Source organism: Streptomyces kanamyceticus, from assembly GCF_008704495.1.
Classification (GTDB): domain Bacteria; phylum Actinomycetota; class Actinomycetes; order Streptomycetales; family Streptomycetaceae; genus Streptomyces; species Streptomyces kanamyceticus.
In genome coordinates, this window is record NZ_CP023699.1 from 438,156 (window position 1) to 455,063 (window position 16,908).

A 16,908-nucleotide genomic window follows, 5' to 3' on the forward strand; every position below is an offset into this window, starting at 1 on the left:
GCTTGGGGCTGGCCGCCCTGCCCGCCGCCGTACGGCCCGGGCTGGTTGGAGCTCATTGCGAGGGTCCCCTTGGAGCAGCTGACGTGTCCCGGGCATCCTGACCGAACCTCGTATACCTCGGGGCGCGGAGCCCAGCCGGAAGGGGATGTAGCTCTCCTGAAGCAACGATGTCCGCGCCCTGCGCTCATCACACCGACTGCCTCATGCCGACCTCATCACCCAGCGGAAACCCCGCCTTTCGGATTGCTACAGGTACGACAGGCGTCGGCAGAGCTCGACGTCGGCTCCCCTGCAACGGCTCGTGAGCAAGTCGATCGGTATGTGTATCGGCGTCAACGACGGTCAGGACTGCTGCGGGTGGAGAGCCGCAGCCACGGCGAAGAGGATCGGCACTGCGGTGCGAGGGTGCACGTGATGACGGCCGCGGTGAGAACGCAGACAGTGCCGCTTGTGAGGAGCCCGATGCGGGGGCCGTGGAGATCGGTGATCCAGCCGATGATCGGGCAGCCCAGTGAGGTTCCGCCGACGAAGCCCGCGAGGTAGATGCTCAGGACCCGACCGCGCACGTGGGGCGGGGTGGAGAGTTGGATGTGAGCGTTCGATCGGGTGCTGAAGACCATGCTGACTGTCCCGACCAGGGTGATCAGCACAGTGAAGCTCCAGGCGGTCGGAGCGACTGCTGCGGCCGCCTCCAGGAGACCCAACACCGCGCCATGGCCGCTGAGTTCCCGCACACGGGTGGAGCCGCCGCGGCTGGTCAGGAGTGCCCCGATCAGCGCGCCCATCGCCATCGCGGTGTTGAACATCCCGTACAGGCCGACGCCGGTGGGAAAGGTATCGGCGGCGAAGGCGGAAAGCCAGACGGGGTACGCGTAGCCGAACGTACCCGTGAGTGTGGACAGGGCGATGACGGCGGTCAGGTCCGGCCGGTCGGCGACACAGCGCATGCCCTCGCGCAGACAGCCCTGGGAACGGACGGGGCTCCGCGACCGCGGTGCGTCATCGGCGCCGAGGCTGGTCAGCGTCCGCATGGGCCCCAAGAACAGCAACGCGCCGCCGAGGAAGCCCCAACTGCTGTCAGTGGTGGTGAGAAGGGCGCTGGCGACGGCGGGGCCCAGCATGCGGGACAGCTGGAAGACGGCGATGTTCAGCGACACGGCGTTGCGTACGTCGCCGCTGTCCACCAGGTCGCTGAGGAACGACTGCCTGGTCGGGTTGTCGACGGCCGAGGCCAGGCCACACAGGAGGGCCGCCGCGTAGATGTGCCAGGCGTTGACCGTGTGGGTGAAGGCCAGTACTGCCAGGACGGCGCCGACCAGGCCGAAGGTTGCTTGAGTTGTCAGGAGCAGGTGCCGTTTGGCACAGCGGTCGGCGAGCACTCCGCCGTACAGGCCAAAGACCAGCAGCGGCATGAACTGCAGCGCGATGGTGGCCCCGACAGCCGTTGACGACCCTGTCAGCTGGAGGACCAGCCAGTCCTGAGCGATACGGATCATCCATGTGCCGGTGTGGGCTGCGAGCTGGCCGCTGAGGTAGACGCGGAAGGCACGGTTGTGCAGCGAGGCGAACGTTTCCTGGGCGGTGACCCGCAAGGGCAGTGACTGCCTCACGACGCGGGCGGCCGCGCGTCGTGTTGCGCCTTGGGACGTTGGACAAGGGCAGGCGAGCGGAGCAGGGAGTGGGCCGCGGCGCTGAACAGAGCGTCGTTGGGGCCGTCCGCGATACACAGGCCGCGAATGTCCCGCAGTCGCTTCTCCATGGGGGTGTACTCCGTGTACCCCTCGCTGCCGTGGAGCTGCAGTGCGAGGTCCACGGCGCGATAGGCGCACTCCGTGGCCAGTGCCTTGGCCGCTGCGCTGCCCGTGCTGCTGTCGACACCGTGATCGAGGTCGTCGAGGAGAGCGAAGCACCAGCTGGTCGCGGAGGCGATTTCGGCCGCTGCCCGGCCCAGCCGGGTGACGACGGCGGGAAGCGAAGCGAGCGTCCCGGCACCGATGTGTCGTTGGCGGGCATGAGCCATGGATTCCTCGATCGCTGCTGCCGCCGCCCCGAGGCAGACAAGAGCCATCAGCAAACGCCACGGCGCGAAGTGCGTGTCGAAGACATGGCGCCCGCGACCGGGCGGGCCCACCAGCCAGTCCCTGCGCACCCGTACATCGGACAGCTCCAGGTGCCCGAAGGACCAACCTCGTATGCCCAGAGCAGGACTGACGTCGTGGTGCAGGCCCGGGACGTCCTGGGGGATCCACACGGCCGACAGCGGCACATCGCGCATCCCGGCCGGGCCCTCGCCTTCGCCCCGCGCGCGGGCGCGTCCCGAGTCCGCAGTCAGGATTTTACAGAAAACGACGAAGCCCACCGCCTCCTGAACTCTGCTGATGAACCCCTTCGTCCCGCTGAGGACCAGATGATCGTCGTGGTCGACCGCGACCGTCCGCAGACCGCGTAGGTCCGATCCCGACTGGGGCTCGCTGACGGCGACTCCGACGAGGCTTCCCTCTTCCACCGCGCGGCGGTGTACGAGGTGGGCCAGGGAGGGCGAGCCGTGCCGCAGAATCATGGCGGCATGCCCGACGCCGAACAGTTCCCGCGCGTCGCAGTCCCGTTGCCCGGCGAGGAACGCGGCCATGCCCTGCGCCACATGACCCGCACTGTGCGGTGAACCGATTCCGATCGTGGTCAGTCCCGCAGCAGCGGCACGGCGACGCAGCGCCGCCCAGTCCGGCTGGGCATCCTGCTCGCAGACAGGCTCGGCCAGATGACGGTCAAGGAACTCGACAAGCCGAGCGTGGAGTTCACGCTGCTCCGGATGCCGTCCCAGGATCCGGCTGGTGATCTCGTCGATCACACGAAGTCCCGGTGTGTCATGAGGGCGGCCTGACCGTAGGCGGGCCCGGCGTACTGATCTGGTCCGGCCGCGGCTCGGGAGTGCACGAGAGCGTTGAGCCTGGCCTTGCCGTGGCGCTCGCCTTCGGGCAGGTGCTTGACGACCAGCAGGCAGGGCAATCCGAACGTGCCGCCGTCGAATTCACGCGATCGCATGGCCGGCACGGCAACCGTCCAAGGGGGCGCGTATCCGCGGCTGAGTTCGCACCCCGTGGCGGCGTCGATCACCGGAATACTGTCGGTGAGCAGCGCCCCCACGCCCAGCACCGCACCTTCACCGACCCGGGCACCGCTATAGATCATGGAGCGGGCTCCGATGAAGGCGTCGTCCTCGATCACCACGGGCGTGACGGCCTCGGGCTCCAACAAGCCGCCTACGCCGCTCCCGCCTCCGACATGGACCCGCTTGCCGATCTGCGCACCCGACCCGACCCCGACCCAGGTGTCCACCAGGCTGTCCTCGTCGACGAACGTTCCGATGCCCAAGTGGCTGGGCATGACGATGACGCCCGGCCCCTGGTAGCTCCCGCGGCGTACGACCGCGCCGGGCGACACCGTGACACCGGGAGCCGACGGGCCTGACTTGAGCGGGAACTTGTCGACGGTGGCGAACGGTCCGAACTTCGCGGACTGCGGCTGGGTATAGAGATACAGCAAGAGCAGAGTCCGCCTCAGCCATTCCTGGACGACGACTTCACCGTCCACCACCCGCGCCAGGCGTTCTTGTCCGGTATCCATCAAGCCCAGCGCGGCGTCCAGCGCTGCTCGTGCACCTGGTGTCGCACGCGGTACGACGTCCCGGCCTTCCCAGATCTCTTCGATGTCGGCACGAATTGCCGCGACTGCGGAGTAACTGATCGCCATCCAGGGGTCCTCCTTCAGGGCACAGCCCGCAGGCGCCGAGTGCACCTCTACGCCCTGAAACGACAAGGCACCGCGGGTCCGTATCTTCCTTTTGCACTATTCCTTCTCTATGTGTTTCTCCGGATGCCACAGAGAAACCGCGGGACTGGGGGCGTGAGAAGGCACAAGAGGGTGAAGAGGGGCAGCATTTGTGTACCCGGGCGTACCCCGGCCTGGCGGAGAACCGACAAGTGAGCTGGCTTGGCCGCGTGATCCTCGTCCGACTGCCGGGTCACGCGCCCGAGCTTCCGCACCGTGGGCACGGCCCCAGGAACGAGTTTCACCGAGCCGGTAGTGGGCTTGAGGAGGGCGGAGACGATCCGCTGTCCGAACGCGAGCGTGCGGACTACTGCCGCTACGGCCCGTTGGTGCTGTTCCGTGGCCCCGGAACCGGCCGGAGATGATGGGGCTTGCGGCACTTCGACACGGGATCCGCGGCCGCCGAGGAGCCCGCCGTTGACCACCGTGGCATGCGGAGCCCCCGAAAGCTCTTCGCACAGCCCACTCCCGGGCCCCAGCCAGCAGAGGGACTACGCGTGGGTGTCGTACGCCCACGGCAGGGCGGGGACCGCGGCAGGTAGCCGATGGGTAGCGCGCTCACCATGCTCCGCGCCGGACGGGTGGGTGAGTTCGCGCCGGTCCCCGCTCTCAGGGTCGATCAGGACGACTCGCCCGTCTCCTCGTCCCAGGCGTACACCAGTCGTCCCGGGCGCACACCAGGCGCCGGAAGGCCACTGCCAGCCACCCCGCTCCGCGTAACCAGCCCTGTCCCCGAACCGGATACAGCCCGCCCGCCGCTGAGCCGTCCATGAGCGTCGAAGGACGGGATCCAAGTGGGCCTTGGACATGCCTTCGTCCGTCGTCCGCCCTCCGCACTGGGCTGAATCCGACGCCTGTGAGCGAGCCGCGGTCAGGCCCCGATACGAGACCTCAGCGTCCCTCGACCGCTGCCACTGCGGCCCGCACGGTGTCGCCGGGATCGGTGAAGCAGGTGAAGTGGTCCCCACGCAGCGGCACCGTACGGGCCGGTGCGGTGGTGACGCTGTGCCAGGCGTCTGCGGCCGCGGGAGGCAGTCCGGGGTCGTCGGCACCGCGCAGCACGGTCAGGGGCAGAGCAAGCCGGGGCCGGTCCGATGGGTCGTATGCTGCGAGGAGGGCAAGATCGCTCTCAAGGGCCTGGGTCGCGAGTTCAACGGACTCGGCTCCGGCCGACTCCTGGGCGTCGAGCCACTGCGGGGGCTTGCCCGCCTCGGCGTGGCAGGCCGCAGCAGCCTGGCCCGGTGAGGGACTGCCGGAGACGACGAGATAGCGGGGAGCAGGCAGGCCGAGACGGGCGAGGCGGTGACAGGTTTCGTAGGCGACGACGGCACCCATGCTGTGCCCGACGAGCGCGTAGGGCCGGTCGGCCGCCCACTGCAGCGCGAAAGCCACATGCCGTGAGAGGGAGCCCAGATCGGGGGGCGCGGGCTCGCTCACCCGGTCTTCGCGCCCGGGGTACTGCACCGCCCAGAGTTCGTAGCCGTCGGGCAGGTGCGGCAGCCAGCGCCGGTAGACACTGGCACTGCCCCCTGCGTGGGGGAAGCAGACGAGCCGTATGCCTGCTGTAGGGGGGTTCAGAGGCCGCAGCCATCGATGTGCGGGGCCTGGGGGCGCCGCTGTCACGAGGCATCCTGGGGGACGGCGTCCGGTGCGTCGTCGATCGCGCGTGCCATGGCGGCCAGGGTGGCGGCGGCCTGCAGACGTCGCAGCGGGACGCGTACCCCGAAGCGGTCCTTCACCGCCAGCGACAGCCGCATCGTAAGCAGACTGTCAGCTCCCAGACCGAAGAAGCTGTCATGCCGCGAGCGCGGGGAACTGCCCAGCAGCCGGGTCCATTCCTGACACAGGGCCTCTTCTGTCCCGGGCAGAGGAGGCTCCTGCGGTACGGCCTCCTGCTGCGGTGCCGCCCACGCGATCAGCTGTTTGCGGTCGATCTTCCCGTTGGCGTTGCGAGGAAGCTCGGGCAGCAGCAGGTAGTCGGCAGGCCGGGCGTAGGCGGGCAACCAGCGGCCGGCGTGGGCACGGACGTCTTCCATGTCCATGCTGTCCTCGCGCGGCAGCAGGAACACCACAATGCGTCGCCGCGGCCCTTCTCCGGCCAGCACGGCGGCGGCCTTGTCGACATCGTGGTGCGTGCCCAACACGTTCTCGATCTCGCCGAGTTCGATGCGGTACCCGTTGAGCTTGATCTGATGGTCGGCGCGGCCGAGGAACTCCAGGGTTCCGTCGGACCGGTAGCGGCCCAGGTCCCCGGTGCGGTACCAGCGCTGTCCGTCGTACTCGACGAACCGTTCGGCGGTGCGCTGCGGGTCGCCTCGGTATCCGAGCGCCACTCCGGTCCCGCCGATCCACAGCTCGCCGGGCACCCAGTCGGGACAGTCGCGGCCGCGGCGGTCGACTGCGCGATAGCTCTGGTTACGCAACGGGGTGCCGTACGGAATGGACGTCCAGGTGGGGTCGGTCTCCTCCACCTCGAAGAAGTTGGAATACACCGCGCCTTCCGTGGCGCCCCCGCAGGCGACGAAGCGGCACTCGGGGGCCAGGCGGCGCAGCCGCCCGGGCAGGTCCGTCCCGATCCAGTCGCCTCCGGTGAGAACGAGCCGGAGGCTGTCGGGCGGGGTGCCCAGTTCGCCGGCCGTGAGCAGCATGTCGAGTAGAACGGGTACGGAGTCCCAGACGGTGACACGGTGGGCGAGGATGAGACGGAGCCATGCCTCGGGATCGCGTCGTTCGTCGGTGTTCGGCATGACCACATGACCGCCGGCCATCAGCAGCCCGAAGATCTCGTAGACGGAGAGGTCGAAATCCAGGGCGGAAACCGACAGACAGCCGTCCATCGGGCCCACGTCCCAACGCCGGTTGAGATCCTCCAGGGTGTTGACGGCAGACCGATGGCTCACCTCCACGCCTTTGGGCGTGCCGGTGGAACCCGACGTGAAGATGATGTAGGCGGGATCGTCCGGTGCGCTGTGTACGGGGTGGGCCAGGGGCTCACGGGAGGTGTCCAGGGCGATGTGCCAGGCCACGGGCGCCGGGCCGTCTCCGCTGCCTGGCACGTCGTCGTCGCAGATCGAGTACCGCGCCCCGGAGACCCGCAGTACTTGCTCCAGCCGCCGCGCGGGTTGCTCCGGACTGACGGGGACGTAGCAGCCGCCCGCGGCCAGAACCGCGAGTACGGAGACGACCTGTGCCTCACCCGAGGTGAGGCACACGCCGACCGGCTCACGCGCACGCAGTCCTCGCCGTTTCAGTTCGCCCGCCAACCTCAGGGCCCGCTCTCGGAGTTCGCCACGGCTGAGGGAGTTGCCGTCGTGGTGGAGGCAGAGGCGTCGGGGTTCGCGGGCCGCCGACTCGAAGAAGTGCTGGTGCAGTAGCGCCCCGCTCGGCGGGGCCCAGGTGTCGTTGGTACGGCGGCGTGCCTCGTGCTGCTTCTCGGGCAGCCGGTCGGTGGGCGGGGCGTCCCAGTCGCGCCCGGCATAGGCGGTCAGGACCTCGCCGCAGTACTCGGTCATGCCGTCCAGCACTCCGGGCCGGAACACGTCGTCGACCGCGTCCCATGCCAGCACCATGCCGCTGTCCGCGGCGTCCGAGGACGGATAGGCAAGACAGTCGAGCCACACCTGAGGGGTGTGGGACACCATCCAGACCGGAGGGCCGATCACAGCCTCGCATCGCGCGGAGGCCCAGCTCCGTTCGAGGGCTGTGTACACGACGCCGAGTGGCGGCGCGGCCTCGCCACGGCGGCGGGCCGCCTCCCGGAGGGCCGCGACGGTGGGTGCGTCGGCCTGCAGCGCGCGGTCGGCCCACAGGGCGAGATCCTTGAGGCTGCACGGCTCCCGCGCCGGAACCGCGACGGCCAGCAGGCGGCTGAAGTCTCCAAGGGTGCAGGTCGCCGGTACACCGGTGTCCTGCGGCCTGTCGAACACCGGCAAGTTCAGCGCGAAGCCCGTGTCCGGTGCGACATCAAAGCGCTTCAGAGTGGCGACGAAGGCGGCGAACAGCACGGACTCGGCCCTTACGCCGGTCATCCGTGCCATCTCCTGGATGCTGCGCCAGGCCGGAGCCGGCAGGGCCACTTCCCTGCGGGTGAAGCGCGGGGGGCCTGCCAGATCCTCGGGCTCCATGGCGTACGGCAGCCGGGGTGCGGCGAGCGGAGGGCAGGGCCCGGTGTCGCCGACGGCCACGGTGTCCTGCAGAGCACTGCGGCAGCGCCCGAAGTCACCGGGCGCAGGCAGCGTTTCTCCCTCGTAGAGCGCGGCCAGTTCGTCGAGGAGAACCCTGATGGCGGGCGGGTCGGCGGCAAGAAGATCGATGTCGACGTGCAGGCGCGAGCCGCCCCCGGGGAGGAGCGTGAGTCGCAGATCCGTCACCTGACCTCGTGCCACGTCCAGACGCTGCGAGGCCACCTGTTCGCGCACCAGGCCGAGTTCGCATGTCACGGCGTCGAGGGTCGCTGAGGCGAGATCGCGTACGGCAAGTTGTCCGGGGACCCGTTCGCAGGGGGTCGCCTGGTCAGGATCCGCGAAGGCTGAGCGTAGGGATACGTGCCGTTCCTGTAGCCGCTGGTAGGCCACGGCCAGCCGGCTTGGGTCGAGTGCCACGGTCTGGTCGAACTCGAACGACATGTGGCACCCGATGCCGCCGAGCGGCAGCCCGTCCTGGCGGCCCAGGAGATAGGCGTGCTGAACATCGGTGAGGGGGAATGAGGCTGGTCCGGCTTGCCGGGTCATGAATTCCTCCAGTGCTGGTCCACCTCGCGTGCAGCCTGAACCAACAGTGCGGCGCCTTGGCGGACTTCGTCATCGGTCACGGTCAGCGGCGGCATGACGCGCACGCAGTGGCCGGTGGTCCCGCCGAGTCCCACCAAGAGGCCGTTCTCCCGGCACTTCTCCTGCACGGCGCGGGCGACCGCGGCCGAGGGGCCGGCGGTGGCCGGATCCTGGAAGGCCACTCCGAGCAGCAGTCCGCGCCCCTGCACCCGGCGTACGCTCGCGAGCCCGTGCAGCCCGCCGGTCAGCAGGGAGCGCAGGGCTCTTCCGGTGTGCAAGGCCCGTGTGGTCAGGTCACGTTCCTCGATCAGGTCCAGCGTGGCGAGGGCCGCGGCCGTGGACAGCGGGTTGCCGCCGAACGTCGAGACGGACGGCATGGGCAGACACGACATGACGTCGCGCCGGCCGACAACCCCTCCCAGAGGGAGGCCGCCGGCGACTCCCTTGGCGAAGACTAAAAGGTCGGGGCGGACGTCTTCGTCCCACTGGTAGCCCCACAGGCGGCCGGTGCGCCCCCAGCCAGTCTGCACCTCGTCACAGATCAGCAGCGCTCCCCGCTCGCGCACCACCCGGGCGTAAGCGGCGAGTTGGCCGTCTGCGAGAGGCGCGGCACCGGCCACTCCCTGCACAGGTTCCGCGATCAGGGCGGCAACCGGGCCAGCGGCGTCGTCGAGCACACGGGTCAGCCGTCGCGTGCACGAGGCGACCCAGTCTTCGCCCGCGTCGGCCCGGACGGGGCCTCCTGGCACGTGATCAACGCTCAAGGGCGTCAGCCCGGCGCCCTGCCACCGCCGGTCACCAGTGACTGCGAGGGCACCGAACGACCGGCCGTGGTAACTGTCGCGCAGTGCGATGACGTGCCGACTGCGCCGGTACTCGGTGGCAAGGAGCAGGGCTGTCTCCACCGCCTCGGTGCCGGAGCAGGTGAAGAACGCCACGGGGTCGTCGATCGCGGAGAGTCGCCCGATGCGTTCGGCCAACTCGATCTGGGAGCGGATGAGATAGAAGGTGGACGTGTGCACGACGCCGGTGCGCAGCTGGCGCTCGATCGCCTCCCGTACCTGCGGGACGTCGTAGCCGAGCATGTTCGCGGCGACGCCGGAGTAGAAGTCGAGGTAGTCGCGTCCGTCACCGCCGCGCACGGTGCGTCCGCGCCCGGAGACGATCTCCAAGGCATCGGTGTAGGACAGCGGCATCCATGGAGGCAGGGCGGCGCGGTGTCGGTCAGTGAGGTGGTGGCTGGTGACGGCCGGCTCCTTTCGCGAGGTGCGGCGGAGTGACCGAGGGCGGCGGAACATCGGACGGCAGTCCGAGCGCGAATCCGCCCACGTGCATCACCTGTCCGTCGGTGTCGTTGAGAAAGGACGCGGTAACAGGAGCGTCGATCGCCCCGATGGGGCATGCCGCCAGACCTGTATCGGTGGCGACCAGGCACAAGGTCTGCAGGAGACACCCGGTGTCGCGGTAGACGAGGCTGAGCGTCATGCCGCCGTACTTCCAGGACGTACGTTCCGTGTACGAGGCCAGATAGAGAGCGACGGGCGGTGTCCGACTCATCCGCCCGGGACGGGTGATCAATCGGTCCATCAGTTCGCTCAACTCCTGGCCCCACGGGGCGAGCCGCTCAAGGGTGTGGTCAAAGGGGTCATAGTGGTGGGCGCCGGGCGCGAGACCTGTTACGTCCCTGGCCAGTACGTAGATCTCAAGGCTGTGCCGTCCGCCGCCGGACGGCGCGGGCCGCTGTGTCTGCTGGAGGTCCAGGGGCGGAAGGAACCCCCGCACCCGCGCCGCCCGGCCGAGCAGAGCGCCGAGCAAAGGCAGGGGAACGGACTGCTCGGCGAAGACACGCCGACTGCGCCGCTCATCAAGGACGGCCGACAGAGGGCGGCTGGGCGGTGCCGGACGGTCCGGCAGCGGTGTCCGTGTCCCGGATGCGGGACGCCGTAGCCGGGCGGCTGGCGGTGGGCGGGGCAGGGATTCGGCATCCGGCGGCACCATGCAGGCCTCGCGGTGAGCGGCCTGCTGGTGCGGGGTGCAGGACGTCGGGAAGGTCTGATCGCACGGCGGGCAGGGCACGATCAGCCCGGCGCTCACCGCGGCGGCCAGTACCTTGCCCGGAATCTCGGCCTGTCCGGAACCCTGGTGTGGAACGCCCTGGAGGGCCAGGGCCCGCAACAAGTCGGGGATGTCGGACGACGGGACGGGCCACGACAGAGCACGGCCCGTGCGAGCGTCGAACAACCCTACTCCCGGACTGTCCTGGTCATCGGGAGCCCAGTCCACGAGCACGTCCGGGTTCCTGCGGTACGTGTGAGATCGGCCCATTCCAAGCGTATTCCCGAAGGATTTACGACAGAACCGGCATGCAACAAATTCAACAAAAGTAGCACGATTCGCTTCATAGACTTGCCGCTTCCGCCAGGCCGATTCCAGGGGATTGACGCACTGGAACGCGAAAGGTGAATCCGCGCACCGACCCAGAGGCAGGAGAGTTGGGCAGAGGGTTCGACAACCTGGAGGACACGTATGGAAATCAAACGCATTTCCGTGGCTGCGGGCATTGGCATCGCGGTGGGACTCGCCGGCGTCAGCGGCGCGTACGCGGACAGCAACGACAACCGGTCCGACGGCCAGATCAACTGTGCGGCCGGCCCTCTGGCCTCCGCCGCCGCACAGTCGTCATGCACGAAGGACAACCACTTCACCCAGCTCATCGACCGTGAGCACGCCACGTCGCACGACCTCATCGACTACGGCACCGTGCTGGCCCCCATCGGCGTCTCCGGCCCCTGACGGGCCCGCAGTCGAATAAGGTCCGGCCAAAGCGAGCAGAGAGAAATCCCATGCACCGCCCAACCAGCTCCGTATTCATCACCGCGGCCCTGAGCGCCGCGTGCGCCGCCTTGTGCACTCCGGCGCACGCCGACGTGAACCGCAACAACGACAACGTGTCCGTCAACTGTGGGGCCAGCGTCATCTCATACGGAATCGGACAGAATTGTCACGAGAATGAGCTCGGCAAACAGACCATCAGGAAGAAGGACACTCACGACAGTGACCTGATCGGGTTCCTCAAGGTATCCGCGCCGCCCTCGGTCAAGGCCGGCTGACGAAGGAGCCTTCCGCATGGGCCACACATTGCCCCGCGCGCCCCGGCTGGTGGGACGCACCGCCTGTCTGCTGGCGCTGACGGGCCTGACGGCAATCACCTCCGCCGCGGGCGCCGCAGCAGATCAGCGATCAGCGCATCCTCAAAGAGGACAGTGTCAGCCACGAACTCGTCGACTACGTAGGCGTAGAGGCCCCCGTGGCCCCCGTGGGTCTGTAGCCGCAACACTGTGCCGCTGTCCTTTCAGGGCAGCGGCACAGTACGCGGACGGGTGGGCCTCATGCCACGGACACCGCATCCGGGACAGCGGACCCATCATCCCATGCGGCACCCTAGACACGAGCGAAAGGCCAAGTCCCAGGAACGATGCTGGCGTTCTGCTGACCATCCTCGATACACAGCACCGCTGACCTGCACCGATGTCACATCGGTCAGACTTGTGGTGGAACTTCGTCGGCCGTACGCAGGCGGAGATCGAACAGGCGCGAGAGGACTGGACGTCGGGCACGCGGTTCGGCGAGGTGCAGGGGTACGACGGGGGCCGCTGGGTGCGCCTTCCCTGCCTACCCCCGCTTGCCCGCAGGACGACCTCTACTCCCCCGATCCCGATTCCACTCTGCGGGCGGGTGCGGCGGGACTTGCTCACCGGAACGGGGACGAAGGGACACCGCGCACCTCGACAACTGCGTCGGTCCTTGAACAGAGCCGAGCATGCCCGTTGATCATGCTGCGCCGCCAGGGATCCTCAAGATCCCCGACAGCGTCAAGCTCAGCCCGTGCAGGCACGCCTCGGTGAACAGCCTCTGCGAGTCGTCCTCGGGGCTCTGAGCCTGCTCGGCCTACCGCAGGCCACGGCTGTGGAACATCCGGTTCCGCGGCACACACAGCAGCTCGTACGGAAGTGCTTCGCCCAGCAGGCCCGCCAGGTGTGTGCGGTCCTCGTTCTACGGGCCCGCCGACCGGCTCTCCTGCTGCGAGACCTGCAAGTAGCACTCAAGCATGTCGGGCGCCATCTTGCCCCGGTCACCGGAACGAAACCGAGCGAGCGCGGAGCGAACTGCCCCAGGTGGCACATGAGGGGGCACGAGCTGACACGTCCGGCGCACGAGGCCCAGCCCGCGGTGTGCGGGCGCATCGTCTACGGCACTTCGTGCCTCACATGGCAGGTGTAAGGCGTCATGCATCTTTCACGACTTGCGTGACCCGTTCGCATCAAGGGCGCTTCTGCACGCCCGTGAGAACTCACGAGAGCGAGGAACGCGCTTTAAGGCGGCGGAAATGTGCTGCTCGCCCCAGCTCGGGGCTGACCGTGACGTGCCGCAGGAGGCTGGCATGACGTTGGATGTGGACCTGTTGCTCGAGGAGACGACACCTGACACCGAGGCGCATGTGCGTGCCAACCGGCTGGTGGCGGCGGTGACTTCGGGCGAAGCCGGCGTGGCCGAAATGGCGCGCGTGGCGGTGGGTGAATTTCACGCCCACACCGCTGAGGTGGCGGCATTCGCCGCGCTGGCCGCTCGTCACCCGCACCAGCCCGTGGCCGGCTACTTCTTGGACCTGGCCCGGCTGGTGCTCGACTGCGAGGCCCCGTTGCTGGCCTGCGCACGCGCCCTCGGGCACGGGGAACAGGAACTGCGCGCTGAGCGGCCGCCGCAGGGGATGCGGGCGTTCGATTCGTTGATGGGATGGCTGGCGATGCGTTCGGGGCCGGCCGAGGCGGCCTGTGCGATGCGCGCCGATCTGCTGCTGTGGTGCGCCGCCTGCGAAGCGTTGGGTGAAGCCCTCGGCAGAGTTGAGCCCGCGCTCCCCTCGCCGGTCCTTGAGTATGTGGCCCTCTTCCGTGCGGCACCGCCACGTTTCGTCGACGGAGCGCGGGAGGTCGTCGCCTACGGGCTGGCCCACGGCGAGAACCCGGCCGTGATCGAGCACGCCGTGTCCCAGGTCGAACCCACTCTGGCCGGCTTCTGGGCCGCGGCCCTGCCGACACCTCCACGTCGCGATGACCCCACCCCCCTCTCACCCCCGGGCGCAGAAGTCGCCCACACCTAGTTACGCAAGGAGCAAGCCTATGGCTACCGCAGCCAATGACCTCCGTCTGAATCCGGCCGAGCACCGCGCCCAGGTGCGCCGGTGGAACGACACCTCGACCAGCTACCCGCGTACGGCGACCGTGCCGGAACGCTTCGCCCATCAGGCCGATGTTCACCCCGATGCGATGGCGATCCGCCAGGGTGAGGATCAAAGGACCTACCGCGAACTGCAGGAGCAGGTGGCCGCGTTGGCCGACCGCCTGGTCGCCGACGGCGTCGAGCCGGGTGATGTGGTCGGGGTGCTGCTGGAACGCTCGGTGGCGTGCGTGACGGCGGTACTCGCGGTGATGCGTGCGGGGGCGGCATACCTGCCCCTGGATCCCCACTACCCTCAGCAGCACCTGCTGCGGCTGCTCCAGGACGCCGACGTCCGCAAGGTGATCACCCGGGCCGCCCACCGGCCGCTGGTGGAGGACCACGTCCAGACGGTGGACATCTCTGACCGGGCGGTACGCACGGGGGCGTCGGACCAGGTGCGTGTCGGCCCTGACGACCCGGCATATGTGATCTTCACGTCCGGCTCCACCGGCGTACCCAAAGGCGCAGTGGTGCCGCACCGCGGTCCGGTGCGGCTGGTCTGCCACGGCGATGAGCGGCTGCGGCTGTCGGCGCAGGACGTGCTGCTGGCCACGACCAACCCGACCTTCGACGTCTCGTGCTTCGAGTGGTTCGCTGCCCTGCTGAACGGGGCCCGCCTGGTGCTGGCCGAGGTGGACACCCTGCTGGCTGCCGACGCCCTGGAAGACGTGCTGCGGGCCGAGGGCGTGAGCGTGATGTGGCTCAGCGCGGGACTGTTCCACCAGATGGCCAAGGTCCGCCCGGAGATGTTCGCCCGGCTGCGGTGCCTGATCGCGGGCGGGGACGCGCTCTCCCCGGAGGCGGTGCGCCGGGTCCTGGCCCACGGCAGGCCCGGGGTGCTGGTCAACGGCTACGGCCCGACCGAGAACTCCTCGCTGTCGACCGTGCACGTGATGACCGAGCTGGCCGACGACGCGGAGACGGTGCCTATCGGCACGCCCGTGGCCAACTCCACGGCCTACGTGGTGCGTGAGGACGGTGCCCTTGCCGCTCCGGGGCAGACCGGCGAGCTGTGGGTCGGTGGCGACGGGGTGGCGCTCGGCTACCTGGAGGACGAGGAGCTCACCACCCGCCGCTTCGTGCCCGACCACCTGGGCCGCGATGACTCCGGGACCCTGTACAAGACGGGGGACCTGGCCCGCTGGCGTCCCGACGGGGTGCTGGAGTTCCTGGGGCGGCGGGACCGGCAGGTCAAGGTGCGTGGCTACCGCATCGAACTGGACGAGATCGAGGTGCATCTCAGCGCCCATGAACAGGTGCGCGAGGCTGCGGTGATCACACCGCAGGGCGGGGAGCGTGACCGGCTGCTGGCCTGGGTGACCCCGCAACCGGGCGCGGACGCGGCCGAACTGGGCTGGCGGCTGCGGGAGTACCTGCGTGACCGGCTGCCGGTGTTCATGGTGCCCCAGCCGATCCTGGTGCGGGAGCGGATGCCGCTGAATCGGTCCGGCAAGATCGACCGCGGCCTGCTGGCCCAGGAGGCCGGCCGACACGACACGGCGGCCCCTACCGGCGAGCAGGAGGCCGTGACTCCGGTGGAGAAGGCGGTCGCCGAGGTGTGGGCCGAGATCCTGGGCATCGATGCGAACATCGGGCGCGAGAGGGACTTCTTCGCCCTGGGCGGCCACTCGCTGCAGGCCACCCGGCTGGCCGCGCGCTGCCGGGCCCGCTTCGACCTGGCCCCGGAACACAGCCGCTACCTGATTCGCACCCTGCTGGACAACCCCACCGTCAAGACCTTCGCCGCCCGCATCGAGGAGCTGGCCACCGCCACCGCTCAGGACACGCAGGAGCAGACGGTGGACTTCGAGGCCGCCTCCCGCCTCGATCCGGACCTGGTCTTTCCCACCGCCGCCCACCTGCCGCCCACGGGGCGGCGCGTGGTCCTCAGCGGCGCCACCGGTTTCCTGGGCACCTACCTGCTGGACTCCCTGATCCGCGACCACGGGGCCGCACAGGTGTCCTGCCTGGTGCGGGCCCGCAGCGAAGCCGAGGGCAGGCAGCGCCTCGCGGCCCGGATGCGCCGCTACGGGCTCGACCTCCAGGACCTCGGCGAGCATGTCACCGTCGTGCCCGGTGACCTGGGCGCCCCGCGCTTCGGCCTCACCCCGGCTGCGTTCCACGCCCTGGGCGAGGACAGCGACACGCTGCTGCACGCCGGATCCCGCGTGAACTTCGCCTACCCGTACGCCGCGCTGGAAGCCATCAACGTGGGCGGCACCCGCACCATGCTCGACCTCGCCCGCATCGGCCCGGCCAAGGCGTTCCACTACGTCTCCAGCATCGCCGTCATCGCCGGGTTCGGCGTCGCCGGCGTGCGCCGGGTCGATGAGGACACCCCGCTGCGCTTCGCCGAGCGGATCTCGCTGGGCTATCCGGAGACCAAGTGGGTCGCCGAACGTCTCGTCGCCCAGGCCGCACAGCAGGGCCTCGCCGCCGCCGTGCACCGCCCCTACGAGATCACCGGCACCCAGCAGGGCGGCATCTGGAACACCGACACCATGATGTGCGCGCTGTTCCGCAGCATCGCCGAGACCGGTCTGGCGCCCGACATCGAACTCCCCCTGGACTTCGTGCCCGTCGACTACACCGCGCAGGCCATCACCCACATCCTGGCCCGCCGGCCCGCCCGCGGACAGGTGCACCACATCACCAACCCGCACGACGGCCGCCTGTCCCTGCTCACCGAGCGGCTGCGCGCCCGCGGCTACCCGGTGCGCACCGTGCCGTACGAGGAGTGGGTCGCCTTCATGGCCGACCTCACCGCCAGGGAACCCAGCCAGCCGATGGCCCCGTTCATGCCGATGTTCATCGAACCGGCCCATCACTCCGACATCTCCGTCAAGGAGATGTACTTCGCCGGCACCTTCCCCGCCTTCACCCGCACCACCTTCGAGGCCGCCATCGACGGCTCCGGCCTGACCTGCCCGCCAGTCGACTCCGCGATGCTCGACCCCTACCTCGACTACTTCACCGACTCCGGCTTCCTCCAGCCCCCGCCGCGGTGACCACACCCGGATCGGTCCGAGCGAAG

General features: G+C 69.2%; 11 protein-coding genes. 4 read left to right on the forward strand and 7 right to left on the reverse strand.

Annotated features, from left to right (window positions below):
- Positions 1-332 precede the first annotated feature (332 nt).
- The 7 genes from CP970_RS01770 to CP970_RS01800 all read right to left on the reverse strand — a co-directional run bounded on the left by CP970_RS01770 (position 333) and on the right by CP970_RS01800 (position 10,838).
- A complete protein-coding gene (locus CP970_RS01770) occupies positions 333-1,610 on the reverse strand; it encodes an MFS transporter (RefSeq protein WP_157877692.1) in 1,278 nt (425 codons plus the stop codon).
- Positions 1,607-2,848: an acyl-CoA dehydrogenase family protein gene (locus CP970_RS01775; protein WP_055546449.1), complete on the reverse strand. Its 1,242-nt coding sequence runs from the start codon at positions 2,846-2,848 to the stop codon at positions 1,607-1,609. The genes CP970_RS01770 and CP970_RS01775 overlap by 4 nt, the downstream gene beginning before the upstream one ends.
- Positions 2,845-3,750, reverse strand: coding sequence for a 2,3,4,5-tetrahydropyridine-2,6-dicarboxylate N-succinyltransferase (locus CP970_RS01780; RefSeq protein WP_079043424.1), 906 nt, complete (start codon positions 3,748-3,750; stop codon positions 2,845-2,847). Before CP970_RS01780 ends, CP970_RS01775 begins: the two co-directional genes overlap by 4 nt.
- 969 nt (positions 3,751-4,719) lie before the next feature.
- A complete protein-coding gene (locus CP970_RS01785) occupies positions 4,720-5,451 on the reverse strand; it encodes a thioesterase II family protein (protein WP_079043423.1) in 732 nt (243 codons plus the stop codon).
- Positions 5,448-8,558 carry an amino acid adenylation domain-containing protein gene (locus CP970_RS01790; RefSeq protein ID WP_055546445.1) on the reverse strand — a complete coding sequence of 1,037 codons (3,111 nt, stop codon included), beginning with the start codon at positions 8,556-8,558 and terminating at the stop codon, positions 5,448-5,450. Before CP970_RS01790 ends, CP970_RS01785 begins: the two co-directional genes overlap by 4 nt.
- Positions 8,555-9,793, reverse strand: a complete 1,239-nt coding sequence (locus CP970_RS01795; protein WP_206188637.1) for an aspartate aminotransferase family protein — start codon at positions 9,791-9,793, stop codon at positions 8,555-8,557. Before CP970_RS01795 ends, CP970_RS01790 begins: the two co-directional genes overlap by 4 nt.
- Positions 9,794-9,821: 28 nt before the next feature.
- Positions 9,822-10,838, reverse strand: a complete 1,017-nt coding sequence (locus CP970_RS01800; protein WP_224058149.1) for a SagB family peptide dehydrogenase — start codon at positions 10,836-10,838, stop codon at positions 9,822-9,824.
- 306 nt (positions 10,839-11,144) lie between these two features.
- On the opposite strand from CP970_RS01800, the gene CP970_RS01805 reads away from it, so the two are divergent.
- From CP970_RS01805 to CP970_RS01825, 4 genes are all read left to right on the forward strand, one after another.
- Positions 11,145-11,390 carry a hypothetical protein gene (locus CP970_RS01805; RefSeq protein ID WP_150492866.1) on the forward strand — a complete coding sequence of 82 codons (246 nt, stop codon included), beginning with the start codon at positions 11,145-11,147 and terminating at the stop codon, positions 11,388-11,390.
- Between the two features lie 50 nt (positions 11,391-11,440).
- Positions 11,441-11,707 carry a hypothetical protein gene (locus CP970_RS01810; RefSeq protein WP_055546436.1) on the forward strand — a complete coding sequence of 89 codons (267 nt, stop codon included), beginning with the start codon at positions 11,441-11,443 and terminating at the stop codon, positions 11,705-11,707.
- Positions 11,708-13,038: 1,331 nt separating this feature from the next.
- Complete coding sequence (locus tag CP970_RS01820) at positions 13,039-13,755, forward strand: hypothetical protein (protein WP_150492868.1); 717 nt, start codon at positions 13,039-13,041, stop codon at positions 13,753-13,755.
- Positions 13,756-13,774: 19 nt separating this feature from the next.
- Positions 13,775-16,882 (forward strand): amino acid adenylation domain-containing SDR family oxidoreductase, encoded by a 3,108-nt coding sequence (locus CP970_RS01825; protein ID WP_055546432.1) that lies wholly within the window; start codon positions 13,775-13,777, stop codon positions 16,880-16,882.
- Positions 16,883-16,908 lie beyond the last annotated feature (26 nt).